The following is a 23046-nucleotide window of genomic DNA, read 5'->3' as shown; positions in this document are numbered from 1 at the left end:
TTTCTTTCGGTCTCAGGATCGATATCAAGGTTCAAAAAGCCAAAGCCTACTGCAATTTGGTGGGATTTTTGGTACAATGGGCAAGTAATATTCAATGAAAATCAAAAGCTGGCGAGAACAAAGACATCAGTCGCTAAGGAGACGGACGTCTAACGGCGATCTGGCGATCTCTTAGCAATTGCCTGGTTTCCTCACTAACTTCACAAGGCTGGTAACATCGACCAACTTTGTTCAGCATCGCTAGGCGACGACCTTCAAGCGGGTCATAAGGTCTGGGAGATTTTTTGAGGTTAAAATGAGGGAGTTTTGCATTCCTCAGCAAGTACGTCAAGGTGAGCTAACGACGGAAAAATTTGATTTTCGAAGAGTATAAACTTAGCGACCTGCAGGCTGGTCCTTACAGAGGATATTTATGAAGAAATTTCAATTTTTCTTGTTAGTTGAGGCCCTTCTTTTATCTATGGCCCTGCTGACAATCCTGTCCAAAAGTTTAACCGCTTTTGTTCTTATTTTGGTTCTGACTCTACTGGCTCTTCTTTTCTTCAATAAAGACAATCGTGGGAGCTTCTTATTGACAGTCAGTTCCTTCTTTCTTTTTATGATTTTTATGCTGAACCCCTATATGATTGCGGCCGTCCTCTTAGCGGTGGCCTATACCATCATCAACCACTTTTCTGAGGTTAAGCACCGCAACCATTTTGCAGTATTGGAATTTGAAAAGGATAATTTGGTGGCCAACCCTCAACCTAACCAATGGATTGGGGCTAGCCGCCATATCAGCCAGGATTTCTATACTTTTGATGATATCAATGTCATCCGAATTAGTGGCTCTGACACCATTGATTTGACCAAGCTGATTGTAACAGGGCGAGACAATGTCATCATTATTCGAAAAATTTACGGACCCACAAAGATTCTTGTTCCAAGAGATGTAGCCGTTAAATTAGATGTTAGCGCGATTTATGCCAGTGTTTCCTATCTGGGCTTTCCTGAATACGACCTGCGCAACCAGTCTATCAAGTTGGAGCAAAAGGATGACCGTGAACTCCTGCGCTCCATCAAGGTGGTGGTTAATATCTTCGCAGGCTCAGTAGAGGTGGTGCGGTCATGAAACGAAATGATTTTCTCTTAATCTTCCTTTATGTCTGCGTGACCGTTGGCTTTATCATCTTTATCATTTTTGATAGTCTCAATCTAGATTCCAGACTTGTCTTCGCAGACCCAAGGGTTTTAGAACAATTCATTTTTTCGGTCGTTTTACTAATGTTTTCGGTTAGCTTCTTGCTAATCTTGGTTTGGCTGGTTGTCGATGATAATAGTAAACGCCACCTCAATAAGAGCCTCCGACGTATTATCAATAATCAGGCGGTAGGTAAGCAGCCAGAGTCTGAAGTTGGAAAGAATATCGAGCGTCTGTCAAAACAGATGAGCAGGATTACAGCTAACTTGCAGAAAACTGAGAATGCCTATATCTCTAATAGCCGGGCCATCGTTACCCAGGAGCGTAAGCGAATTGCTCGAGATTTGCACGATACGGTCAGCCAGGAGCTCTTTGCCTCTTCCATGATGTTGTCCGGTGTTGCTCAGAATCTGGAACATTTGGATAAAGAGCAGTTGCAAGAGCAATTAAGCCTAATCGAGACGACCCTGATCAGTGCTCAAAATGATCTGCGGGTCATGCTCTTGCACCTGAGACCAACTGAACTGCAGGGACGGACCCTCTCAGAAGGGATCTCCATGCTCCTCAAGGAACTCAAAGACAAGAGTAATATTGAAACAGTCTTTAAGGAGGCTGTTGATCAACTGCCTAAGGTCATTGAGGACAATCTCTTTCGAATTGCCCAAGAGTTTATCTCTAATACCCTCAAGCATGCCCATGCCAGTCGTCTGGAAGTTTATCTCTACCAGACCGAGAATGAAGTTCAGTTCAAGATGATTGATAATGGCCAGGGCTTTGATATGGATGCCAGTCGTGAACTCAGTTACGGCCTGAAAAATATTCAGGATCGGGTTGATGACTTGGCTGGAACCATGACCATGCTTTCAAGTAAGGGAAAGGGGGTATCCATGGATATTCGCCTGCCAATTTTAGATAATTTAGATAAAGACGAAGAAGAGAAAGTTGAGGATGAAAACGATGGACAAGACTAAAATTATACTGGTTGATGATCATGAAATGGTTCGTCTAGGATTAAAGAGCTTCTTTAATATGCAGCCGGACATTGAAGTTATCGGCGAAGCTGATAATGGTAAGGACGGGGTTGAAATGGCACTGGAGCTGAGACCAGACGTTGTCGTCATGGACCTGGTCATGCCTGAGATGGATGGAGTTGAAGCCACTCTAGCGATTCTTAAGGAATGGAAGGCTGCCAAAATTCTGGTTCTGACCTCCTATTTGGATAATGAAAAAATCTACCCTGTCATTGAGGCTGGAGCCAAGGGCTATATGCTCAAGACCTCCAGTGCTGCTGAAATTCTCAACAGTATTCGCAAGGTCGCCCAGGGCCAAGTGGCCATTGAAACCGAGGTTGATCAAAAGATTAAATACCACGATCAGCACCCCGACCTCCACGATGATTTGACAGCCCGAGAACGGGACGTTCTAGCCCTCTTGGCCAAGGGTTACGACAATCAAACCATCGCCGATGAACTCTTTATTTCGCTCAAGACGGTTAAAACCCATGTTTCAAACATTTTAGCTAAACTCAATGTTGAAGATCGAACCCAGGCTGTCGTCTATGCCTTCCAGCACAATCTGGTCCCCCAGGAAGACCAATAAATGCTATAATAAAAGGTGACGGTTCAGCAAGTCTATCAGTCAGCTGACTATTGTCCAGCTTCTTGGCTTGATGAACCATTAAAATAAGATAGGAAACTCTTTCATGGACGCAAAAACAAAATACAAGGCCAAGAAGATTAAGATTGTATTTTTTGATATTGATGACACCTTGAGAATCAAAGACTCTGGTTATATGCCTGAGTCTATTAAGCGGGCTTTTAAAGAGCTTAAGAAAAAAGGAATCTTGACAGGAATCGCTTCTGGACGTGCCATGTACGGGGTGGTTCCTGAGATTAGAGAACTCCACCCAGATTATTTTGTCACGATTAATGGAGCCTATGTCATTGATGGTAACGGTAAGGTTATCTATGATAACCCCATGCCGGCTTCGATTAAGGATTCCTATGTTGCCTGGGCTGAGGACGAAAATATCGAATATGGTTTTGCTGGTAAGGATGAGGCCGTCATTTCTACTCGTGTCCCTCTAATCGATGATGCCTTGGTACCTGTTTATGGCCAGACTCGTGTCAATCCGGAATTTCACAAAACTGATGATGTCTATCATATGTGGACCTTTTCAAAGGATAATCCGGATTTGCAACTGCCTGAAGATTTGGCGGACCATTTACGGCTAGTCCCCTGGCATCCGCATTCATCTGATGTCGTGCTTTATAATACATCAAAAGCATCAGGTGTTGCGCATGTCTTGGACAAAGTGGGACTGAGACCAGAAAATGTTCTCTTTTTTGGTGATGGTCCCAATGATCTGGAAATGTTTGACTATGTTGGCCTCAAGATTGCTATGGGCAATGCTGTTCCTGAGCTCAAGGATAAGGCCGATTTTGTTACAAAAAGCGTAGAAGAAGATGGCATTTTATATGCCTTGGAGGAATTAGATTTGGTTGAAAAAGAATTACACTTCCCACAATTAGATTTAGATAATCACGAAGGCCCCCTGGCCACAATTAAGACCAATCAAGGAGACTTGAAGGTTAGGCTCTTCCCTGAACAGGCTCCTAAGACCGTGGCTAACTTTATTGCTCTGGCTAAGGATGGCTATTATGACGGCGTGATTTTCCATCGGATTATTCCTGACTTTATGGTTCAGGGAGGGGACCCAACTGCTACCGGCATGGGAGGCGAGTCCATCTACGGTGAAAGTTTTGAAGATGAATTTTCAGAAGAGCTCTACAACCTGCGTGGTGCCCTGTCTATGGCTAATGCTGGTCCCAATACCAATGGCAGTCAGTTCTTCATTGTGCAAAATAAAAATTTCCCCTACTCGGCCAAGGAATTGAAGCGTGGGGGCTGGCCAGAAGCGATTGCTGATGCCTATCTGGCAGGTGGTACGCCTCATCTGGACCGTCGCCATACCGTCTTTGGTCAATTGGCCGACCAGGCTTCTTTTGAAGTTTTGGACAAGATTGCAGCTGTCGAAACCGGTGCCCAAGATAAGCCTTTGGAGGCTGTCACTATTGAAACCATTGAGGTTGAAGACTAATGAAAATTGGTGAAAAATACAAGGGGGTCATTACTGGTGTCAAGCCCTACGGAGCCTTTGTGGCTCTTGAAAACGGGACGACTGGCTTGATTCATATTTCAGAGATTAAGACCGGCTATATTGAAAATATTTTTGACACCCTCAAACTTGACCAAGAAGTCTTGGTTCAGGTTGTAGACTACGATGAATTTAGCCAAAAAGCCAGTCTGTCCATGCGGACCCTGGAAGAAGAACACCACCATTTTTCCCATCGCCACCGCTTTTCTAACAGTCGTTATAAGATTGGCTTCAAACCACTAGCTGACAGTATGGAAACTTGGGTCAAAGAAGGTTTAGATTATCTCAAATAGCCAAAGGGCCGAATGACAATTAGATCATTCGGCTTTGGCATCAGAGAGGCTGAAGTGAGCCTCTTTTTGTATGCTTAGAAAATGGCAGGTGAACTCTGACCCCTTCTACTTTAGTACTTTTAAAAATAATAATTGGCCTGAGCGGACTCGGGCCAATGATTATTTATTTCAAGAAGCCTTCACAAGGCTTCTTCTTTTATGTGATTTGTTAACCAAGCTTAATTTTCAAAGTCATAAAGACTAGTTGATAGATAGCGTTCGCCATTGTCAGGCAGGAGGGCCAAGACCTTCTTGCCAGCTCCAAGTTCCTTAGCTACTTGGAGAGCCGCATAGATTGCAGCCGATGAAGAGATACCAGGCAAGAAGCCTTCGTGGCCACCGATAACTCGACCGGTTGCAATAGCGTCATCGGATTTGACGCGGACAATGTCATCGTAAGAGTCAGTATCCAAGGTATCTGGGATAAATCCAGCAGAAATCCCTTGAATCTTATGGGGGCCAGGTTTATCACCAGACAGAATAGCTGATTCATCTGCTTCAACAGCGTAAATCTTAACATCTGGATTGACTTTTTTGAGGGCGTGGGAAACACCGGAGAGAGTGCCACCGGTACCAACACCAGCAACAAAGGCATCTAGGCCAGTTGGGCCAAAAGCATCAATGATTTCCGCTCCAGTAGTGGATTCGTGAATGGCAGGATTAGCAGGGTTGTTAAATTGTAGCGGCACCCAACCACCGATTTCGGCAGCCAAATCTTTAGCCTTCTGAATAGCACCCTTCATTCCTTCGCTACCAGGTGTGAGAACTAATTGAGCTCCGTAGGCTTGAATAATCTTGCGACGTTCAACGCTCATTGTTTCAGGCATTGTAATAATAACTTTGTAGCCCTTGGCAGCCCCAACCCAGGCCAGGCCGATACCAGTATTACCGCTGGTTGGCTCAACAATAATACCGCCTGGTTTCAAAAGCCCCTTCTGTTCAGCATCTTCAATCATGGCCAAGGCAATCCGGTCCTTAACAGAAGAGCCAGGGTTAAAGGATTCGAGTTTTACATAGACATCAGCTGCTCCTTCAGGAACACTCTTGTTGAGTTTAACAATCGGTGTATTGCCAATCAGTTCTGTCACGTTATCATAAAGTTTTGTCATACTTTCACCTCTCAAAGATTCTTAGAATTGCTAATAGTATAGCCGTCAAAGGAGCATCTGTAAAATACAAATTCCCTATCAAGTGATAGGGAATTGTTATCAACTATTTGAATCAAGAGGAACTTGGACAATTTTATGACCAGCCTTGCGACTGCTTACTTTCCCCTGGTAAAATTCAACCAAGGCGGAATAAGTGGGCTCCACCTTATCAGGGTCAACATAAATAGTCGTTAAAACCTTGTCCGTAAAGTCTGTGTCTTGCTCTTGCAGGCCTTCCTGGGCCAAAAAGTTGGCCAAGGTTTGATATTGAGGATAGGATAGTTCAAGTTGAATGCCCTCTTGTTCCTTGACCTCAACCAAGCCAGCTCGAAGAAGGGCGTGGGCAACCGCACCAGAGTAGGCACGGATTAACCCGCCCGCCCCTAATTTGATTCCGCCAAAGTAGCGGGTTACTACGGCAACGACATTGGTCAGCCTCTGCTTTTCTAAAACTGTCAGCATGGGAATTCCTGCTGTTCCACTGGGTTCGCCATCGTCACTGGAGCGTTTGATCTGTGAATCCTGACCAATAATCATAGCTGAGCAGGAATGATTAGCCTTATGATAGTCCTTCTTGATAGCTGCAATAAACTCTCTCGCCTCTTCCTCTGAATTCACCCGCTTGAGCTGACAGATAAAGCGGGATTTTTTGATGTCCTCTTCAAAGCTGGTATCTTTGGCAATTGTTTTATAATTCATAAGAAAATTTTATCACATTTCATTTCTACTGCGAATAGATAAGTAAATGAAAGATATGAAAAATTACTATGGCTGGCAGTTGACTGCCGATCAAGTCCCGGACGACTTACGTGATAAGGCTTCGGTCCTGCCTGCTACAATTAAAAAATCTGGGAAATATTACTGTGCTCGCTGCAACCATCTCTTATTGCCAGAGTGGACATTGCCAGACGGTTCGTCTTATTGTCGCAACTGTATTGTTTTTGGCCGCTTGACCACTCTGGATCACCTTTATTATTTTGAGCAAAAGCCTTTCACCAAAGGAGCTTATCTGCGTTGGCAGGGACAATTAACGCCTTACCAGAAGGAAGTTTCAGATATTCTCCTTGAAGCAGTTGAAAAAAGAGAAAATATTTTAGTTCATGCTGTTACGGGCTCAGGTAAGACCGAGATGATTTACCGTGCTCTAGCCAATCGACTTGCTAAAGGAAAGGTAGTCGCTTTAGTTAGCCCAAGAATTGACGTTTGCCGTGAGCTTTATCAACGTCTTAGTCGTGATTTTAGCTGTCCGATTTCCCTCTTATATGCCAATTCAGAAGACTATCACCGCTCTCCCCTTTTGATTTCAACCGTCCATCAACTCTTTAAATTTCGCCAGGCCTTTGACCTCATTGTGATTGACGAGGTTGATGCCTTTCCTTTTGTGGACGATCAGAGCCTCTACCATGCCGTAGCCAATGCCCTCAAGCCCCAAGGGTCAAAAATCTTTCTGACAGCCACCTCAACTGATAATTTAGAGAAACAAGTCAAGAAGGGGCAACTCAGAGAGGTTCATCTAGCCCGACGCTTCCATGCCAATCCCCTTGTCTCGCCATCCTTTGTCTGGCTGGGGGATTTGGATAAAAAGATGACCAAGGGCTTAATTCCAGTCAAGCTTGGCCAGGCTATCCGTCAACAGAGACAAACAGGCTTTCCGCTTTTGCTTTTTTATCCGACGATTGTTGAGGGAGAGCAGTTTGCTCGTCTCTTACAAAAATATTTTCCCAAGGAGAAGATTGGCTTTGTCTCCAGTCGCTCCCAAGACCGCTTGGAGCTAGTTCAAGACTTTCGAGAGGGCAAGTTAGATATCCTAGTTTCGACGACAATTCTAGAAAGAGGGGTTACCTTCCCCAAAATTGATCTCTTTGTTTTGAATGCTCACCATAAGCTTTATACAAAATCATCCTTGATTCAAATTGCTGGCCGCGTCGGACGCAGTAGTAAGCGACCAAATGGCCTCCTGCGATTTTACCACTCAGGGGTGACACGAGCCATGCGACGGGCTTTGCAGGATATTAAACTGATGAATAAAAAAGGAGGCTTTTAATGACTTGTTTACTCTGCGATACACCCGTTCATCAAAAAGAAAGTTTCACCTCGCTCCTCTTTCAGTTTCAAAAGAAAAACTATATTTGCGAGGACTGTTGGTCCCGCTTTGAAAGGATTGATAACCTGCACTGTTCCAGCTGTTACAAATCTGGTGTTGAAGGAATTTGTCAGGATTGCCTCTGCTGGCAGAAGCAGGGCCATGAAATCCATCACCAAGCTCTTTTTATCTATAATGAAATGATGAAGCAGTACTTTTCATCCTATAAGTTTCAGGGAGATTATTTGTTAAGAAAAATTTTTTCAAATGAGATTAAAAGGGCTTTAGCGGATTATAAATCCTATACAATTGTTCCCATTCCTTTGAGTGAGGAAAGTCTTAAAAAGAGGAAATTCAATCAAGTGACTGGCTTTCTGGAGGATGCTTCAATAAGCTACCAAAGACTATTAGAAGTCCAAGGGAAAAGTAAACCAACTCAATCCAATAAGACAAGAAAGGAGAGAATGCAAACAAAACAATTCTTTCAGGTTGCTAATAAAGAAATATTGCCCGAACGGATTCTACTGGTTGATGACATCTATACAACAGGGGCGACACTTCTTCTGGCAAGGCAAGTTTTGTATGAAAAAGGAGTGAAAACTATAAAAACTTTTTCATTGGCCCGCTAAAAATCCTTGCAATAAATTTCAAATATAGTAAAATGAAATAAAAGAAAGCGTTTTAACGCAAGAAAGAGGAAGCCTATGATTAAATTTAGTATTCGCGGCGAAAACATTGAAGTTACTGATGCTATCCGCAATTACGTAGAATCAAAATTAGCTAAAATTGAGAAATATTTCAATCAAGCACAAGAGCTAAATGCAAAAGTCAATCTGAAAGTTTATCGTGAAAAGACTGCCAAAGTTGAAGTTACTATTTCAGTTGATTCTATGACTTTACGCGCTGAAGATGTCTCTCAAGACCTCTATGGTTCAATTGACCTTGTATCAGATAAAATCGAACGTCAAATTCGTAAGAATAAAACCAAGATTGCTAAGAAGCATCGTGAAAAAGTTCCCACTGGGGAAGTCTTCTCGGCCGAATTTGCAGCTGAAGAAGTTGAAGAAAATCCAGAACCGAAAATCGTTCGGACGAAAAATGTTGACTTGAAACCAATGGATGCCGAAGAAGCTATCCTGCAAATGGATTTGCTGGGACACGATTTCTTCATCTATACAGATGCCGAAGATGGCACAACCAATGTCATCTATCGCCGTGAAGATGGGGACTTTGGTCTAATTGAGGCGAAGTAAATTATAAATATTTGAAAATAAGTTGTTAGGCTATGTATTAATGAGAACTCTTGAGTAAAAATATTTCAAGAGTTTTTTGTGTAAGTGGTAAGAGTTTTTAGAATAGTAAAAAGTTATAACCTTGATTAGAGGACAGATTAAAAAATCTGTTCTCTTTTTTGTTCGTTTAATCCATTCAAAAGGAAAGGAGATAGCGACCATGAAAGGTTTGGAAATTATCCTGGATATTGATCGATTAGAGATTTACCAGGTTATTGATCATGATGAGTCCCCAGCAGTAGAAAAAGAAACTGTAACGGCTAATTTATCAGATACAATGACCAACAGGTCTCAATCAATTCACCAGGAAGTTCAACTGAATTTATTTGAGACAATGGGATTATAGATTGGAGGAATCGATATGACGAGTGTTCGTCAGTTAATGACACAACTAGAAGGCTTAAATCCTGATGGGGGAGTGACTGAATGACAGGGATATATGAGCTCATTTTAAAGGATGGTCTCAGACAAACTCGATTTAAGAATAGTAAACTCAGGAGCCTTTCTTCAGCTGAGGAAGGGGCTAAGGGAGCTATCTTCGGGTATCGCTCTAAAGAGGCCATGATTGTGGCCAAGGGTCTAGTCTTAACGTCTCTGGAAGCCGTTGAAAGTCACCAAAAGGCTTTTACTCATTGGACCCCAAACGTTTATCGATACGGAACTTACAGCGATAAGAACCGTCAGATTACTAAGGGCCATAGTGAGGATAATCTGAGACAGATTAATACCTTCACTATAGACTTTGATGAAATTGAAAAGGCTGATGCCATGACTAGCAGCGACATTTTAACTGCTGCGATTGACTTGGGATTTATGCCTACAGCCATTTTAAAATCGGACCATGGCTATCAAGCCTACTTTGTTCTTTCTCAGCCAGCCTATGTAACGGCCAGCTCCGAGTTTAAGGTTATTAAGGTGGCTAAAACTATTTCCCAGAACCTAAGGCTTTACTTCCAAAAAGAGGGTTTGCCTGTTGATCTGACCTGCAACCACTTTGGAATCGCCAGGATGCCCAGAGAGGATAACTTAGAGTTTTATCATCCTGATTATTGCTACTCATTTGAGGAGTGGATTAATTGGTCGATGAAACAATCGGATTGGCCCGTTAAACGGCCCAATTTATCGGTTATCTCTGGGACACAGGGGAAAAAACAGATTGATGAACCCTGGTATCAAAAGCTGATGAATGAGTCGGTTATCAAAGGAGCCAAGGCTCAAATGGGAAGGAACAATGTTCTTTTCACTTTAGCCTTGGCTAATTACTCATCAGGTGTCTCTCAGGGCGATTGTGAGGTCGTTTTAGACCAATTCAATGACCGATTGGTCGAACCTCTCGCCTCAGAGGAAGTTCTCAAGATCGTTAAGAGTGCTTACTCGGAAAAATACGAAGCAGCTAGTAGTGATTATATCTTGTTGTTATGTAAGACCTGGGTTAACGAGAACTTGACGACAAAAGACCTCTTTATCAGGCAGGGCTGGACTAAGTTTAAAAAGAAACGTAGTCAACGGACCCGTTCTCATTTCTATGAGTGGAAAGAAGATGTCCTAGCCTATCTGAGGGAAGAAACTTCAGTGGATAGCCCAATGCTTCAAACCTCTAAGAAAGCCATTAGGGAGGCTCTTAAAATTCCTGAAAGAAGCCTGGATAAAGTCTTGCAACTGCTCAAGGAAGACCAAAAGGTCTTCTACAAGGTCAAAGCTGGCCGTGGTGGCGGTATTTGGATTGGGGCAGTTAGAACTCTACTATTGCAGACTCTCCAGCTGAGAAAGGAAAAGCAGGAGGCTTATATGAGTTATCTAGCAGGTCTCTTCGGAGAAAGAAAGGAAAGTGTCATGAGGATCATGGTAGAAGCCTTAGAAAGCCTAGAACAGGCTAAACAATTGTATTTATTTGAGGCTGATGTTGGCTAAAATTTTAAACCCGCAATCTGCCATTACATTTATATCTATGATAGGCCAAGCCATTTTGAAAAAGAAAGTGCCGATAAGGCAATTAATATTAGCAGGTACTAGCAGTAGTCAGAAAGGAAAAATTTTATGTGCTGGATTATTTTAAACTATGAGACTGGAGATTATGTCAGAGATCATTGTGGGGCTATTAAAGTTTTTGATAGCTTGGGGTTAGCTCATCAATATTTAGAGCATTTCAGATTAGAGATGCCAAAAGCTGTGACCAAAAGGGTTAGTGAATACGACGAGGAAAAAATTTGCTACTACAATGCCCCATTTAAGTTTTTGAGGGCTAGTTAGGAGGTTTTATGGTGGAACTGAGCAGTCGGCCTAAAACGAAGATTATTAAAGGCTACTATCTCACAGGTGCTGGTCAGGAAGCTAATCTTTACTATTTTAAGATAAATGAAGCCCATAAGGACTTTGACCAAGTGGAACCAGGACAGGTTTGCCTGACCTTTTATCAATCGGGCAAAGTGTTAACGGCTCTTCCTGCCTTAATTAGAGTAGATAGTATCATTAGTGCGGACAAGGGAGTCCGACACTTTCTCAACGAGGAAAAACAGCAACATTATCCCTTGATGCCTATTTTGGGAATCTATTCGGAGTTTGATAGTCTGGATTTTGAAAATATCCTAAGGAGCTATCATCACCTAGAGAGTGACATTCATCGCTTGGCTCAGGTGACCAGGGTCCAAGGTACTCTATTTGATTTTATGGAAGGAGAAGATTAGATGATTCACAAGATTAAATTATCTCATGAGTTTTGGTCAGACGTTGTCAATGGTCGCAAAACCTTTGAGCTGAGAAAAAATGACAGAAATTATCAAGTTGGAGATTACCTTTTGCTGAAAGAAGTGGAAAACGGTTCCCCAACAACTCGTGAGTGTTTGGTTGAGGTCACTTATAAACTTGAAAATTATATTGGCTTGCAAGATGGTTATTGTATTTTAGGAATTAGGTTGAAAAGAGGCAAAATATGAATTGGAACAAATTTGAATTAAGAGAGATGACAGTTGAAGAAAAGGATTTTTTTAAACAAGATGGGAGGGGTAGACAATGAAAAGTTTATTACGCTACCCAGGCTCCAAGTGGAACCTGGCTAAAAGGATTACTAATCTGTTGCCTGAACACAAGAGCTATTTAGAGCCATTCTTTGGTTCAGGTGCGGTGCTTTTTACAAAATCAGCCAGTCCTATTGAAACAGTCAATGATCTTTCAGATGATGTGGTCAACTTATTCCGATTGATTCAGTCTGAACCAAAAGCTTTACAGGAAAGACTGTACTTAATTCCGTATTCCAGAACTATTTACAATCAGGCCTGGGAGGTTCGGCCAGCAGACGAAATTGAAAAAGCTGTTAATTTCATTGTTCGTTCAACTATGTCTCATGGTTTTAGGATTTTTGAGAAAAGTGGTTGGAAAAATGATATTTCAGGAAGAGAAGCAGCCTATGCAGTAAAGCATTGGAATGATTTACCTGATATTATTAGGGAGATTGCTCTACGCTTAAAGCAAGTTCAAATCGAACAGCGGCCAGCCATAGAGTTGATTGATCGCTTTAATCGTGAAGAGGTCTGTATGTATATAGATCCGCCTTATGTATTATCAACTAGGACCAGAGAACAATACAGTCATGAAATGACTGATAAGGATCATGAAGAATTACTTGACTTGCTTAATCAAAGTAGAGCTAAGATTATTCTTAGCGGCTATGACAGTGATTTGTATAATAGACGGCTATCAAACTGGAACCATCTTGAATTTGCGGCTACTGCAGAGAAAGGACTTCCTCGTACAGAGGTCCTTTGGATGAATTTTCAGCCAACTCAACAGTTAGAATTATTTGGAGCTTAAAAGATATTGAGTTAGGAGAGTAGAAATATGGTAAGCACACTTCATAAATTTATAGAAAGTCGCTTGTCAGAATTTGGAATTTTAGAATTGATTTCAGAGACAGAAAGCGACAGGTTTCAGTTTCCTAAGTATCAGATAGCCTATAGTCTATCTTTGACTGATGTGATTTCTGATTATGGTGAACTTGGTGATATTGACATTGATGTTTATTATGACGACCATCAAAAAATCACTTACGAGTTAGGAAAGTACAGCTTGCCATTTTTTATTAACTCTAAAAGCAATTTAAAAAGATTCCTTGACCTGCTCATTGATTTGCCTCTGGTACTAACGGTTAGCTATGAAAAAATAGCTGCTGTAGATTGGGATAGGTATTCTATTTCTATCACTGGAGCTGAGACAACAAGTCTCACTGAACTGGTATCAATGATTGAGGTATTCAAGCAATTTCTACTACAAGTCTCTCATGAGCAACTAGATAGCTTACCTAAAAGATGGAAATAAATAGTGTTGGTAGATGTCCAAAATGATAAGGATATGGAAATAGTTAATGTTAAGGACACGGATTTTGTTAATTTTAGAAATGATAATAATGCCCGAAGTAAAAGAAAATCCTAGTTGGACAGAAACTTTCATTGATTTGAAAACATTGGACGGGGATCTCTGGGGAAATTATTTAGCCATTAAATGGCCGCTTGAGAAGTTTGCCAAGGATAAATTGCAATATGGTTATATTCATCATTTCAAATAAGAAAGGATAAATTTTATGAACTCATCAAAAAAGATTTGGCTTGTTTTCCTGGCTTTAGTCATTGTTATTCTGGGGGGAGTTAAGCTTGGAATGACTTATTTTGTCAAAGACTATGACAGCCATTTATCAGCTGCTGTCTATAAAAAGACAGTGATTGATCAGAATGTCAATCTAGTCTTTTATAAATCAGGCTGCCCTTATTGTAAGGCTGGAAAGCAAGCTGTGATTAAAGCAGCAGAGAAAAATCAGTACCCTACTTACTATATTGATGTAACCTCAAAAGAAGGTAAGAGGCTAGTTGATCACTATGGCATTAAGCATGCTGCCACGATTATCAAAATCAGGAAGGGAACAACTAGGACCTACACTTATGCTAAGAAAACCAAAACAGGCAAGAAGGTTGCTGATAAGGAAGCGATCAAGGAGGCATTGGAATGAGTCGGGAAGAACTAGTATTGAAACCTATCTTTTCCTCTGGTTTGTACTTTCTGTGTTTGTCCTTTTAGAAAGGAGATTCTAATGTCTGATGCTTTAATTGAGAAACCAAAATCTAGGATTGATATTTGGTCTATTCTATATCGCACAACAAAGACCACAGTGGCTTTGTGGGCTGTAACATTCTTTTGTCTGACACTATATTTTGTTCTATTTATTCCATCTACGATTGAAAGTAAGAATATTTATTATATTTCTCATACCGATGTTCAAAACCATAAAATCTATTTGAGTAAATCAACAGATAATGCCGCTAGAAGGTTTGTAGCCAAACGTTTTATAATTGATTATCCTTCTGAAAAGATGATTAGTGGGGTTTCTATTGGTGACTTTAGAAAGATTTATGGCCCAGTAATAAGTATTGATAGGGAAGTAGATTTCGTCTCCTATACTCCACAAAAAGGCTTAAAATTCTTGTCTAATAATGAAGCTAAAAAAATTCATTTTTCGGACAAGGACCCTGTTGATTGGGCGATTAAGCAAATTAAACTCTGGATGATTTTAATGACTGCAGGTTTAATCTTTTTGCTTAGGCTTGGAAGTGCTACCTTCAAGAAAAAAGGCAGAGATGATAACAAGTACCAAGGTGTTCCAGTAGATCAAGAAGTAGAGGAATCAATTATCTTATCAGATGAGGAGGAGAATAATGATAAAGCTTTTTATTGAGGTTTTTGGCCTATTTCTTGGCTCGTTGACCCTGTTTTTATCTATTGCATCTAAGTATATTTTCGCTAATCCTTTGCGACTTATGATATTTGTGGGTGTGATTTTATTTCTGATTAGTCTCTCTTTTGATAATAACCGAGGTGGAGATATATGATTGATTTTCTATTTCACAATATATTTGATTTAATTCTGCTTGGCTGTTATTTGCTGCCGATTTGTCGGGTTACTTTTTACTGGCGTGATGAGGAAAAGAGTAAAATTTTTAGTCCTATTCTGGTCATTATCTTAATGATTTTTCAGCGGTTACTAGGGACAGAGTTCCAGGGATTTACCTGGGACTTTTTTAGAAAAAGGTGACTCTGAGCTGTCGGTAAATTTTCTAAAAGACGATTATTATTTATACTCAATTTATTAAAAAATAGAAAGGATTGTAAGCCATGGACAGTCTCAAAAAGGTCCGTGACCGTCTGGAAGAGTCTAGGATTCTTCAGGCGGTTCTTTGGCCCTTTCAGTGGTATAAGAGGAATAAAGTAAGACGGAAACTGGTCAATGTTTTTGCCCTCCTCTCTCTAATCCTGTACTTAGTTGTAGGCTCTTATTTCTCGCCCACAAAACAAAAATATACCGATGCCCAGCTGGCAACTGAACAGACTTTCGGTAACAATTCTGGAAGTATCAAGATGACTTCCCAGACCTATGATGAGAAAAAAGGAGCCATTGTTCTACAGTTTGAAACGTCCGACAAGACGACTGATGTGGACCTGGGTATTAACTCTAATAATCTCTCTTGGCAGATGTTTGCTAAGAACCCTTCTGAGAACTTGCAGATGGAGGTGGTACCAATTATTGATAATAAAATCTCAGTCATTATCACGGGAGTCCCTAAAAATTTTGAAGCAATAGCGGTTGACATCACTAATCATTCTGTTGATGCTTCAGACATTGATGTGGATCTTAAAGACACTTCTTCGTCCTCTTCATTCAATTCAAAACAAACTCAAAAATCAGATGATGATGACAATATTGTTGAGTTTTATGTGACGACTCAGGGACCAAAATTGAAGTACCGTGCTATCGATGGAACCTCACGAGAAGCCTTCACGTTGTCAGAGCTTGAGAAGGAAGTTAAGTTCCAAAATGGACAAATTAAATCACTGAATGGTTCAATTTCTAAACTAAATCAAGCTATCACTGATGATGGTACAAAGATTGACAGTTTGAACAAGGATGCCAAGTATCTAACTGGCCAAGACCTGGAAGATAATCAAACCAATGTAGAAAAAATCCAGGATGACATTGACTCAAAAAATCAAACGATTGATCAGGCCAATACCAATATCACGACAATTCAATCCAAGCTAAAAGCTTTGGATGCCAAAAAGAAAGCAGTAGAAAATGGGACCTTTGAATTTTCAAGTTCTGTTCAATCTATCAAGCTAGGTTCGTAATAAAGAAAGGAAAATTTATGTTTAACTTAAAAGATTATCGCAAAGAGAGCACCAAATTGAATATCGTAGTTACTGCCAATTTGTTACTTAAAAAACTGTTTAAGTGGCAACTTTATTTCTTTGCTTTTGTTTATTTTGGTTTTATAGGTCAGCTGACGTTGAGTTCATTTGGCTTATTTACGTTTAGTATAGGAGCAGGTTTCCTACCTGCAATTTTGGGCATGATTACTTATAGTAAAACTCATAATTTTACCCCTCTTGTCTTCTTAAAGCTGTTTTATTTCTTGCTCATAATTCCTTTTCAAATAGGAGCCCATTTGTCTGTAACGAATAATCAATTCTGGCAGATTAATATATTGGCCTTATTGTCAGCTGTGCTTGGCATCGCAGGTAAAAAGTTTTCAAGAATGATGTTTGAAGATTATCTGTTTTTCCATGTTTTCAATAAGGATTACTTTTCAAATTTTGAGCTTGCTGGGGCTGTAGATAAAAATCATAATCCTGTTAATATTGATTGGATTTATCAAGATGTGATAATAAGAAATGTTGAGGAAAGGATGGCTGCGATTTCTAATCACTCTGTTAAAGAAAAGTATCAAGACATTGTTGAATGTAGCCGTCTAATCAAACAAGAGACGAGTAAGATTTCATATTGGACTGAAGCTTCATCACATAAAAAAACTAAGGAAATTGACAATGACTTACTTACGTTGATACCCGAATTTAGAGCTTATCCTTTCGGGAAATTTGGACCAAGTTATCATCTCCTAACTTATCCTATAATAGCTCGGCCAAGAGCAGTTGAGATGTCTAGTCATTCAATGAAATTATCCAAAAATAAAACAGAAAGTGAGACTAAAAACTATGGCAATGAAAAATCTAAGTAAGCTGGATAAGGACTATGCAGCACAAGCAAAAAAATTAAAAGCGATTGAAGCAGAACGCAAAAAAGCTGAAGAGGCTTACCTGCTAGACCTAGGGAGAATTTACTTCCAGATTCGCAAGAAAAAGGACAAATCTGCTGAACTGGTTTCAGTCCATTCTGAACTTAAAAATCAATTACTGACTCTCAAAAATGAGGAGAAAGCAAAGCGGCAGGCAAGTCAAAATGTGGCTGAAAGCTAACCTTCTTTTCAGCTGGAAATGGGCGGAATCTAATTTTTAGATTCGGCCTCTTTTCGTAAGAAAGTAGAGGTAACATCTAGCCAAAAATGGCTTGAATGTACCAAGTGTACTAGGTATGCTATCTATTATTTAAGTATGTTTACAGTATGCAAAACCGCTAAAATAGCGGTGTGCCATGAGTATGCGATAGCAGAGAAAGTTCCCGGTACGGGAAACCCCGTCACTGACGGGTCCACACAGAATGTGGGGACAGTTTCCCTTATGCTCTTTTCTGACTCTGAGACCTCTAAAAAGGCCTTAGCCTTGGAGGGGAGTCTCAGACAAAGGAAAACCGCACAAACAGAAATTTTATATTTCGTTGTGGTGCGAGTCCGAGTTTTCTTTTTTGCTTCTTTTGGCTTTTTCTCCGTAAAAAGAAAAAAGAAGGGCGGCCATTTTTGGCTAGATGAAAAATTTTCTTTGTAAGGGAATTGACTGAAAAGGCCTTATCCCTTATGATGTACTTGGAAAAAGAAGTGGAGACAATTTTTATGGCAAATCATAAAAATAGAATTGAAATTTCTGGCCTTTTGGACAGCGAAGTAAATTATTTAAAATCTCTCGCGAAGAAAGAGAAGGCCACCTCGTTTAATCAGTTTCTTTTGAAGATGTGTCGGGAGAAAATTCAGTATGGTGAATTTAATCGGGCTGAACATTTGTACTTGGCCCACCTGACACAGATGGCAGAAACAACTGCCTTTCTCAAACAACAATGGGAGAAAAAACAAGAGCAGCTTAGACAGATGAATGAGCGACTGAAAAAAATCAATGGCCATATTTCTAAGTGGTTAGAATATGAGGAAATGATTGAATCGGAAAAAGGTGATAATCGAAAAAAACAAGAAAATGATTTACTGATGTCTGGCGATTTCGAAAGTCTACAAGACCTACTATTGGAGGATAGCGATTTATGACTAAAGAAATAAAAATCAGAAATGTCCCTGATGAGATTTACGGCCAGCTGAAAAAAATTTCATCAACCTATAATTATCCGTCCTTTAATCAATTTATGTTGAGTCAATGTCAGATCATTGTGGCCAATGATGGTTTGAATTATTATCAAAATAGTTTTGCTAAAGAGCTGAACAAAATCAAAGAACAGCAGAAAATTTTGGTGGAAAGTATGGTCAAAGAAGATGTAACTGAAGCAGCTATCTTGGCCAATCTGGATATTACTGAGGAGTTAATTTCGGATTGGTTAGTCTTCATGGATGATGTCGATGCATTGGAGGCGGAAAGAAAGGTAGGTGGGGGCATTTGAAGAGGGGAAAGATTGCTTTTATTATTATTGTGATTCTAGCTATTATTTTAATCCAACCTCATAATAGAGCCGCAATTTATGACTGGTTTACTCATCAGTCAATTGCAGAGCAGTTGGGATTCAAATAGCTAGCTGAAAAAAATTTGGAGGAAGAAAGATGGGAAAAAAAGAATTGCGGATAGGGGTAGTCATGCCCCCTGAGGTGGAAGAAAAATTGACAGCTCTGATGTGGTATAAATATGGGCCGACTGCTCAAAAAAAGAAAGGAGTAACGGTTAAAGATTGTATCAATCTTTGTTATGATTTGCTGATTGAAGATAATCCAGAACACCTTCCTTTTGATGTTAGAGTCCAGGAGCTAAGAGAGCAGAATACAGCAGCTGAAAAAATTGAGCAGCGGCTCAAACAGATGCAAAGGAAACAGGATGAGTTAATGTATCTGGAGCTGGCTAATTTTCAACTTGGCCAACATGGACCAGGTTGGGATCCATTTGATTTGCTAAGTCGTGACTCTGGTCAGGATCCAAAACAAAGAGATTTGTTTGCTCAGGTTGATGAGCTGATTAAGGAAGATGTGGCCAGAGGTCAAACCACAAAACACTCTCACTAAAGTAAAGGAGCCAGCTTGTGACAAAGAGCCAAGAATTATATCAAAAACTCATCCATTATGACTTCGTTGGTTATATTGATCCTTTTGAAGATTTGGGAACCTTTGATCGGGTTAATCAGACCTTTAAAGAAGATGTTGCTGACTTAATCAATCCTCATTCAAAGAAAACTTATTCTGCTCAATGGCAAGAAACTATTTTACAAATGAGGAAACTCTACTGCGATTATCAGAGAGCTTTACATGAAGAATCTGAGGATGGTCGTGCGGAAGTCACTCACTACTATTTGACCTCTGAAGAGGATAAGGCTGCCTTTAATAAAAAGGTGACTACTTATTTGAGCTTGGGATTTACTTTTCCTCAAGTGGCTAAAAAAGTTAATCGAGCTTCTTCTAGCTTACGAGAAAATTTTAAGCGAAGTGAGGTTATCACTTTTAATAGTCCCAGCTTCTTTAAAAAGGATGATTTGGCAGATGGAGTCATTGCTCCCCTAAATCAGTTGCCGTTGAACTGGAATTAGAAAGGAACCATTGTGATCCGTTTGGAAGCGTTATAAGGAGGAGCCAAAGAAGATGAGTAAACAAACTAGTCCAAGCATTACTTTTATGTTGCAGTACACAGAAGCCAATGCTCAATACGTTGATTATACGAACCGTGATGAGGCTGTTGAACTTGATAATGATATTGTCCTTGATCAAACAACCCAAGCTGTAGAGGGGCTATCTGAGAGCCAGATAGCTGCTATCAAGGAGTCGGTTCCAGAACAAGGATTGGATTTTAAAAACTATATCAACTACATGAACCGTTCCTATGCAACCGAGAAACAAACCGAAGAAGTGACGGCTATCTTTAATCAAGATACTAACTATCTGGCATCTGACCAGGTTGCTGACTTGAAGTCTAACCTTAATGAAGCTTACAAGCATGGCTCTTTATTGTGGCAAGGCGTTATCTCTTTTGATAATGCTTTTTTAGCTAAGGAGGGGCTTTATGATGTGGAGACTGGAAAGGTTGACCAGCAGGCTATAAAAAATGTAGTTCGGGAAGCCATGCCTAATCTGATTAACCAGGAAGGATTGGATAGCTCAGCCTTTTGGTGGGGAAATATTCATCTTAATACTGACAATGTTCACGTGCATTTTGGTCTGTCTGAAAAAAATTCGGGCCGTGAACGGTTCTTCTATGAACCGAGAGGCCGCTGGGAATATCGAGGAAACTTTTCTCAAAAGACTATCAAGCAATTAAAAAGCCAGGTCTTAAATGGGCTGCTTAATGAGCAGACCAAGGAACAACATTTGAGGCAAGAACAGATTTTGGCCAACTTAAAAACCAATCTGATCCAGGATGTCTTTAAACCAGAAAAGATTACACAGTCGGCTGAAAAAAATTTTTGGAACAAGCTTTCAATCATCTTCCTCAAGATAAAAACTGGCGATATGGTTCTAATGCTAGAGACTTTGCAGTCAGTAAGTTCTTCTTAGACAAATACATTGATTCTTACTTAGCCAACGATGGCAAAGAGGACTACGAAGCCTGGCAAGCGGAGACTAGAGAATTTTTGAAGTTTTACCAAGACAACTACACGAGCTCTGAAGGTAAAGAATATGAAGCCTTCCGTAAGGTCAATGGAGAAGTTCAGCGAAGGAATACGACCAGCCAAGGTTTTCAGCTGGAAAAATTTTTCCAAAAGCGTGAGCAGGAGCTAAGGGATCGATTAGGCAATCGGATTCTTAAAGAGTTTAAAAAAGAGGCTCCCCGAATTGCTACTGAAACCCTCAAAGCTAACTTGGATTCTTTTTCTGAACGAAACCAAGCACGGATTTTAAGACAGCTACCAACGGCCAGCTTATTAAAGACGGCTGAAGCCTGGAGATATCAAGGCTATGAAATTCCGAAGAATACTCAAGCTATCTCGGTGTTGCGGCCAGTTTATGAAAGCTATGATAAGTATGGTAATGGCCAAGGTAAGCCAACTCATTTTGAGTCTCATAACTATTATGATATTGGTCAAGTCAAGCAAAGTCTGGCTGAGAAAAAATTGACTGTTAAAGAGCTGGATGTTTTAGGGAAAGACGATCTTGGACGGTTAATCGATGCTGCTAGTAAAAAAGACCATAGGAGTGAAAAGGAAACCAAAGAGCTTGGACTCTTTCGCTATGCTCTGAGACTGAGAGGTTACCAAGAAGAGCAGGCAAGTTTACTAGTTACCCAACGCCTTCTTGGCCAAATTGAGCCAACGAGGAACAATCAGAACTATCTGATCTTTAAGCAGCAGGAAATCCAAGAACGCCTGGAATTGACCAAGTTAGCTTTAACCCCAGGTTATAAGTTGACTGACCAGAATAGACAACGAAAAGAGTATTTAGCTAATACTTATGCTAAGAGTCGGCAGTTTCCACTTGATAAGGCCACAAGAGAGGAAATTGATAAACCTGTTAGTCGGCTGAAAAAAGAATTAGAGCTGGTTAAGAGGACTCACGATCCTGAATTAATTAGGATAGCCTCTGGACAAGATATGGACAAAAAGGCTTATCAAGAACACTTGGAGACTCACTTGGCTGTCTTTGAAACCAAGCACAGAATTCACTCAAACAATGAGGCTATGAAAGAAACTACCGATGAGCAGCTGAAAAAAACTTATCATCAGGAAAATGGCCGCTACTTTAAAGAACTGATTAGCTATTATGATAAATTGGCTAACAAGCCAGCCTCTCCTTCAGCTGAAAAACAAAGACCCGAACTTCAAAGAGTGGTGGCTCATCAACTGGAGCAGAAGAAAGTTCAGAAGCACAGTCAACTTCAGTCAAGCCAAGGTTTCAGAGCTACCAGCCAGTTTATGTCTGGATTGTCTAAGTCTCTGAAATCTGCTGCTAGACAAGAAGAACGAGCTTACAGGAATAAGCGAAGAAGTGATGACCGTGAGGAAGAAGAGAACTTTAGCCGTTAAAAACACACGTTTATATAAATATAAAAATAACCATTTTAATATTGATTAAAATAGTTATTTTTAGTATAATAAGACTATAGAAATAAGGAGAATATTAAATTATGAAATTAATCTTACATGAATGTACTGAAGAAGTTCAGAAATACCTAAGTTCGTCTAGGTTTAAATTTAGAAATGATTCATTAGAGTTATTAAATAAGTTACCTGGTTCAAATGATCACTTTTATGAGGTAGTTTCAGAAGGTCCGTTAGTGTTTGGAGACCTGACATTGAATTCAGGAGATATTGTACATGGTGAGGAACTTAGAAAACAGATTCTAAATAGTGACATTTCCGTTGCAAAAACACTAAAGGCTCTTAACGATAAACATTTTAATGGCAAGGAGAAAAATGATGACTAACGAAAATACAAAAGCAAAAGGCGAATTTTTAACCAACCCGCAAGCATTTGGGGGATTTGGGATGAATAAGTCGGACATGATGATATTGCCCATTAAATATGGTAATCGTGCGTTAGCTAAAGAAGAAGCATTAGATTACCTGATTGAAAATGGAGTGATTGAACCACGGAAAGTAGTTGAAGCGGTCAAGGATAATCCTGCATATTCAAAGATTTTGAAAGAGGAATATAAGGATAATTTTTAGTTAGTTTAACCCATTAAATAAAATGATATTTAAAGGGTCTCACGGTTGTGAGGCTCTTTTTT

The 23046-nt window shown here is 40.1% G+C and carries 28 protein-coding genes and 1 pseudogene; 27 read left to right on the top strand and 2 right to left on the bottom strand.

Features of this window, described 5'->3' with window-relative positions; all coding sequences use genetic code 11:
* Positions 1-412 precede the first annotated feature (412 nt).
* The 5 genes from liaF (at position 413) to BS63_RS0105590 (ending at position 4630) form a co-directional block, all read left to right on the top strand.
* On the top strand, positions 413-1111 hold the full coding sequence (gene liaF, locus BS63_RS0105610; RefSeq protein ID WP_002960296.1) for a cell wall-active antibiotics response protein LiaF: 699 nt from the start codon (positions 413-415) through the stop codon (positions 1109-1111).
* The gene (locus BS63_RS0105605; RefSeq protein ID WP_002960295.1) at positions 1108-2151 is read left to right on the top strand and encodes an envelope stress sensor histidine kinase LiaS; all 1044 of its coding nucleotides are present in this window, start codon (positions 1108-1110) and stop codon (positions 2149-2151) included. Before liaF ends, BS63_RS0105605 begins: the two co-directional genes overlap by 4 nt.
* Positions 2138-2779, top strand: coding sequence for a response regulator (locus BS63_RS0105600; RefSeq protein ID WP_002960293.1), 642 nt, complete (start codon positions 2138-2140; stop codon positions 2777-2779). Before BS63_RS0105605 ends, BS63_RS0105600 begins: the two co-directional genes overlap by 14 nt.
* A gap of 103 nt (positions 2780-2882) precedes the next feature.
* Positions 2883-4280, top strand: coding sequence for a bifunctional Cof-type HAD-IIB family hydrolase/peptidylprolyl isomerase (locus tag BS63_RS0105595; RefSeq protein WP_002960291.1), 1398 nt, complete (start codon positions 2883-2885; stop codon positions 4278-4280).
* Positions 4280-4630, top strand: coding sequence for a S1 RNA-binding domain-containing protein (locus tag BS63_RS0105590; protein WP_002960289.1), 351 nt, complete (start codon positions 4280-4282; stop codon positions 4628-4630). The genes BS63_RS0105595 and BS63_RS0105590 overlap by 1 nt, the downstream gene beginning before the upstream one ends.
* 218 nt (positions 4631-4848) lie before the next feature.
* Here BS63_RS0105590 and cysK read toward each other — a convergent pair whose 3' ends face one another.
* Together cysK and BS63_RS0105580 are read right to left on the bottom strand one after the other, a co-directional pair.
* A complete protein-coding gene (gene cysK / locus BS63_RS0105585; RefSeq protein WP_019769631.1) occupies positions 4849-5778 on the bottom strand; it encodes a cysteine synthase A in 930 nt (309 codons plus the stop codon).
* A gap of 99 nt (positions 5779-5877) precedes the next feature.
* Positions 5878-6516 carry a YigZ family protein gene (locus BS63_RS0105580; RefSeq protein WP_002960285.1) on the bottom strand — a complete coding sequence of 213 codons (639 nt, stop codon included), beginning with the start codon at positions 6514-6516 and terminating at the stop codon, positions 5878-5880.
* A 46-nt stretch (positions 6517-6562) separates the two neighbouring features.
* Here BS63_RS0105580 and BS63_RS0105575 point away from each other — a divergent pair, with 46 nt between their 5' ends.
* The 22 genes and pseudogenes from BS63_RS0105575 to BS63_RS0105440 all read left to right on the top strand — a co-directional run bounded on the left by BS63_RS0105575 (position 6563) and on the right by BS63_RS0105440 (position 22984).
* Positions 6563-7861 carry an ATP-dependent helicase ComFA gene (locus tag BS63_RS0105575; RefSeq protein ID WP_028798478.1) on the top strand — a complete coding sequence of 433 codons (1299 nt, stop codon included), beginning with the start codon at positions 6563-6565 and terminating at the stop codon, positions 7859-7861.
* On the top strand, positions 7861-8529 hold the full coding sequence (locus BS63_RS0105570; protein WP_002960281.1) for a ComFC family protein: 669 nt from the start codon (positions 7861-7863) through the stop codon (positions 8527-8529). Before BS63_RS0105575 ends, BS63_RS0105570 begins: the two co-directional genes overlap by 1 nt.
* A gap of 75 nt (positions 8530-8604) precedes the next feature.
* The gene (gene hpf, locus BS63_RS0105565) at positions 8605-9153 is read left to right on the top strand and encodes a ribosome hibernation-promoting factor, HPF/YfiA family (protein WP_002960280.1); all 549 of its coding nucleotides are present in this window, start codon (positions 8605-8607) and stop codon (positions 9151-9153) included.
* A gap of 199 nt (positions 9154-9352) precedes the next feature.
* On the top strand, positions 9353-9538 hold the full coding sequence (locus tag BS63_RS0105560; protein ID WP_002960278.1) for a hypothetical protein: 186 nt from the start codon (positions 9353-9355) through the stop codon (positions 9536-9538).
* Positions 9539-9618: 80 nt separating this feature from the next.
* Positions 9619-11103 (top strand): primase C-terminal domain-containing protein, encoded by a 1485-nt coding sequence (locus tag BS63_RS0105555; protein WP_002960276.1) that lies wholly within the window; start codon positions 9619-9621, stop codon positions 11101-11103.
* Positions 11104-11450: 347 nt separating this feature from the next.
* On the top strand, positions 11451-11876 hold the full coding sequence (locus BS63_RS0105545; RefSeq protein ID WP_002960274.1) for a hypothetical protein: 426 nt from the start codon (positions 11451-11453) through the stop codon (positions 11874-11876).
* Positions 11877-12125 (top strand): ASCH/PUA domain-containing protein, encoded by a 249-nt coding sequence (locus tag BS63_RS0105540; protein ID WP_002960272.1) that lies wholly within the window; start codon positions 11877-11879, stop codon positions 12123-12125.
* Positions 12126-12201: 76 nt separating this feature from the next.
* Positions 12202-12999, top strand: a complete 798-nt coding sequence (locus BS63_RS0105530; protein ID WP_002960270.1) for a DNA adenine methylase — start codon at positions 12202-12204, stop codon at positions 12997-12999.
* A 27-nt stretch (positions 13000-13026) separates the two neighbouring features.
* Entirely contained in the window at positions 13027-13503 is a 477-nt protein-coding gene (locus BS63_RS0105525; RefSeq protein ID WP_002960268.1) for a hypothetical protein, read from the top strand.
* Between the two features lie 64 nt (positions 13504-13567).
* On the top strand, positions 13568-13750 hold the full coding sequence (locus BS63_RS1000000112080) for a hypothetical protein (protein ID WP_162138121.1): 183 nt from the start codon (positions 13568-13570) through the stop codon (positions 13748-13750).
* A 15-nt stretch (positions 13751-13765) separates the two neighbouring features.
* Complete coding sequence (locus tag BS63_RS0105515; protein ID WP_002960264.1) at positions 13766-14188, top strand: thioredoxin domain-containing protein; 423 nt, start codon at positions 13766-13768, stop codon at positions 14186-14188.
* Positions 14189-14269: 81 nt separating this feature from the next.
* Complete coding sequence (locus tag BS63_RS0105510) at positions 14270-14911, top strand: hypothetical protein (protein WP_002960262.1); 642 nt, start codon at positions 14270-14272, stop codon at positions 14909-14911.
* Between the two features lie 437 nt (positions 14912-15348).
* On the top strand, positions 15349-16359 hold the full coding sequence (locus tag BS63_RS0105495) for a hypothetical protein (protein ID WP_002960258.1): 1011 nt from the start codon (positions 15349-15351) through the stop codon (positions 16357-16359).
* Between the two features lie 17 nt (positions 16360-16376).
* Positions 16377-17246 (top strand): hypothetical protein, encoded by an 870-nt coding sequence (locus BS63_RS0105490; RefSeq protein WP_002960254.1) that lies wholly within the window; start codon positions 16377-16379, stop codon positions 17244-17246.
* Positions 17224-17484, top strand: a complete 261-nt coding sequence (locus tag BS63_RS0105485) for a hypothetical protein (RefSeq protein WP_028798477.1) — start codon at positions 17224-17226, stop codon at positions 17482-17484. The genes BS63_RS0105490 and BS63_RS0105485 overlap by 23 nt, the downstream gene beginning before the upstream one ends.
* A 530-nt stretch (positions 17485-18014) precedes the next feature.
* Positions 18015-18437: a hypothetical protein gene (locus BS63_RS0105475; protein ID WP_028798475.1), complete on the top strand. Its 423-nt coding sequence runs from the start codon at positions 18015-18017 to the stop codon at positions 18435-18437.
* Positions 18434-18784, top strand: a complete 351-nt coding sequence (locus BS63_RS0105470; protein WP_002960244.1) for a hypothetical protein — start codon at positions 18434-18436, stop codon at positions 18782-18784. The genes BS63_RS0105475 and BS63_RS0105470 overlap by 4 nt, the downstream gene beginning before the upstream one ends.
* Positions 18785-18941: 157 nt before the next feature.
* Positions 18942-19394 (top strand): hypothetical protein, encoded by a 453-nt coding sequence (locus BS63_RS0105460; RefSeq protein ID WP_002960242.1) that lies wholly within the window; start codon positions 18942-18944, stop codon positions 19392-19394.
* Positions 19395-19411: 17 nt separating this feature from the next.
* The gene (locus BS63_RS0105455; RefSeq protein ID WP_002960240.1) at positions 19412-19912 is read left to right on the top strand and encodes a hypothetical protein; all 501 of its coding nucleotides are present in this window, start codon (positions 19412-19414) and stop codon (positions 19910-19912) included.
* 52 nt (positions 19913-19964) lie between these two features.
* Positions 19965-22339, top strand: a pseudogene (gene mobP2 / locus BS63_RS1000000111350) (MobP2 family relaxase).
* A gap of 101 nt (positions 22340-22440) precedes the next feature.
* Entirely contained in the window at positions 22441-22740 is a 300-nt protein-coding gene (locus BS63_RS01000000110935; protein WP_002960238.1) for a hypothetical protein, read from the top strand.
* The gene (locus BS63_RS0105440) at positions 22730-22984 is read left to right on the top strand and encodes a hypothetical protein (protein ID WP_231910489.1); all 255 of its coding nucleotides are present in this window, start codon (positions 22730-22732) and stop codon (positions 22982-22984) included. Before BS63_RS01000000110935 ends, BS63_RS0105440 begins: the two co-directional genes overlap by 11 nt.
* Positions 22985-23046: the final 62 nt, after the last annotated feature.

Origin of the sequence: Streptococcus sobrinus DSM 20742 = ATCC 33478 (assembly GCF_000686605.1) — a bacterium.
GTDB classification, from domain to species: domain Bacteria; phylum Bacillota; class Bacilli; order Lactobacillales; family Streptococcaceae; genus Streptococcus; species Streptococcus sobrinus.
This window is presented reverse-complemented; position numbering and strand designations above follow the sequence as displayed.

What these genes read in the sequence shown, in the direction of transcription:
- liaF (WP_002960296.1), top strand. Translation starts at nt 413, where the DNA reads ATGAAGAAATTTCAATTTTTCTTGTTAGTTGAGGCCCTTCTTTTATCT.
- BS63_RS0105605 (WP_002960295.1), top strand. Translation starts at nt 1,108, where the DNA reads ATGAAACGAAATGATTTTCTCTTAATCTTCCTTTATGTCTGCGTGACC.
- BS63_RS0105600 (WP_002960293.1), top strand. Translation starts at nt 2,138, where the DNA reads ATGGACAAGACTAAAATTATACTGGTTGATGATCATGAAATGGTTCGT.
- BS63_RS0105595 (WP_002960291.1), top strand. Translation starts at nt 2,883, where the DNA reads ATGGACGCAAAAACAAAATACAAGGCCAAGAAGATTAAGATTGTATTT.
- BS63_RS0105590 (WP_002960289.1), top strand. Translation starts at nt 4,280, where the DNA reads ATGAAAATTGGTGAAAAATACAAGGGGGTCATTACTGGTGTCAAGCCC.
- cysK (WP_019769631.1), bottom strand. Translation starts at nt 5,778, where the DNA reads ATGACAAAACTTTATGATAACGTGACAGAACTGATTGGCAATACACCG.
- BS63_RS0105580 (WP_002960285.1), bottom strand. Translation starts at nt 6,516, where the DNA reads ATGAATTATAAAACAATTGCCAAAGATACCAGCTTTGAAGAGGACATC.
- BS63_RS0105575 (WP_028798478.1), top strand. Translation starts at nt 6,563, where the DNA reads ATGAAAGATATGAAAAATTACTATGGCTGGCAGTTGACTGCCGATCAA.
- BS63_RS0105570 (WP_002960281.1), top strand. Translation starts at nt 7,861, where the DNA reads ATGACTTGTTTACTCTGCGATACACCCGTTCATCAAAAAGAAAGTTTC.
- hpf (WP_002960280.1), top strand. Translation starts at nt 8,605, where the DNA reads ATGATTAAATTTAGTATTCGCGGCGAAAACATTGAAGTTACTGATGCT.
- BS63_RS0105560 (WP_002960278.1), top strand. Translation starts at nt 9,353, where the DNA reads ATGAAAGGTTTGGAAATTATCCTGGATATTGATCGATTAGAGATTTAC.
- BS63_RS0105555 (WP_002960276.1), top strand. Translation starts at nt 9,619, where the DNA reads ATGACAGGGATATATGAGCTCATTTTAAAGGATGGTCTCAGACAAACT.
- BS63_RS0105545 (WP_002960274.1), top strand. Translation starts at nt 11,451, where the DNA reads ATGGTGGAACTGAGCAGTCGGCCTAAAACGAAGATTATTAAAGGCTAC.
- BS63_RS0105540 (WP_002960272.1), top strand. Translation starts at nt 11,877, where the DNA reads ATGATTCACAAGATTAAATTATCTCATGAGTTTTGGTCAGACGTTGTC.
- BS63_RS0105530 (WP_002960270.1), top strand. Translation starts at nt 12,202, where the DNA reads ATGAAAAGTTTATTACGCTACCCAGGCTCCAAGTGGAACCTGGCTAAA.
- BS63_RS0105525 (WP_002960268.1), top strand. Translation starts at nt 13,027, where the DNA reads ATGGTAAGCACACTTCATAAATTTATAGAAAGTCGCTTGTCAGAATTT.
- BS63_RS0105515 (WP_002960264.1), top strand. Translation starts at nt 13,766, where the DNA reads ATGAACTCATCAAAAAAGATTTGGCTTGTTTTCCTGGCTTTAGTCATT.
- BS63_RS0105510 (WP_002960262.1), top strand. Translation starts at nt 14,270, where the DNA reads ATGTCTGATGCTTTAATTGAGAAACCAAAATCTAGGATTGATATTTGG.
- BS63_RS0105495 (WP_002960258.1), top strand. Translation starts at nt 15,349, where the DNA reads ATGGACAGTCTCAAAAAGGTCCGTGACCGTCTGGAAGAGTCTAGGATT.
- BS63_RS0105490 (WP_002960254.1), top strand. Translation starts at nt 16,377, where the DNA reads ATGTTTAACTTAAAAGATTATCGCAAAGAGAGCACCAAATTGAATATC.
- BS63_RS0105485 (WP_028798477.1), top strand. Translation starts at nt 17,224, where the DNA reads ATGGCAATGAAAAATCTAAGTAAGCTGGATAAGGACTATGCAGCACAA.
- BS63_RS0105475 (WP_028798475.1), top strand. Translation starts at nt 18,015, where the DNA reads ATGGCAAATCATAAAAATAGAATTGAAATTTCTGGCCTTTTGGACAGC.
- BS63_RS0105470 (WP_002960244.1), top strand. Translation starts at nt 18,434, where the DNA reads ATGACTAAAGAAATAAAAATCAGAAATGTCCCTGATGAGATTTACGGC.
- BS63_RS0105460 (WP_002960242.1), top strand. Translation starts at nt 18,942, where the DNA reads ATGGGAAAAAAAGAATTGCGGATAGGGGTAGTCATGCCCCCTGAGGTG.
- BS63_RS01000000110935 (WP_002960238.1), top strand. Translation starts at nt 22,441, where the DNA reads ATGAAATTAATCTTACATGAATGTACTGAAGAAGTTCAGAAATACCTA.
- BS63_RS0105440 (WP_231910489.1), top strand. Translation starts at nt 22,730, where the DNA reads ATGATGACTAACGAAAATACAAAAGCAAAAGGCGAATTTTTAACCAAC.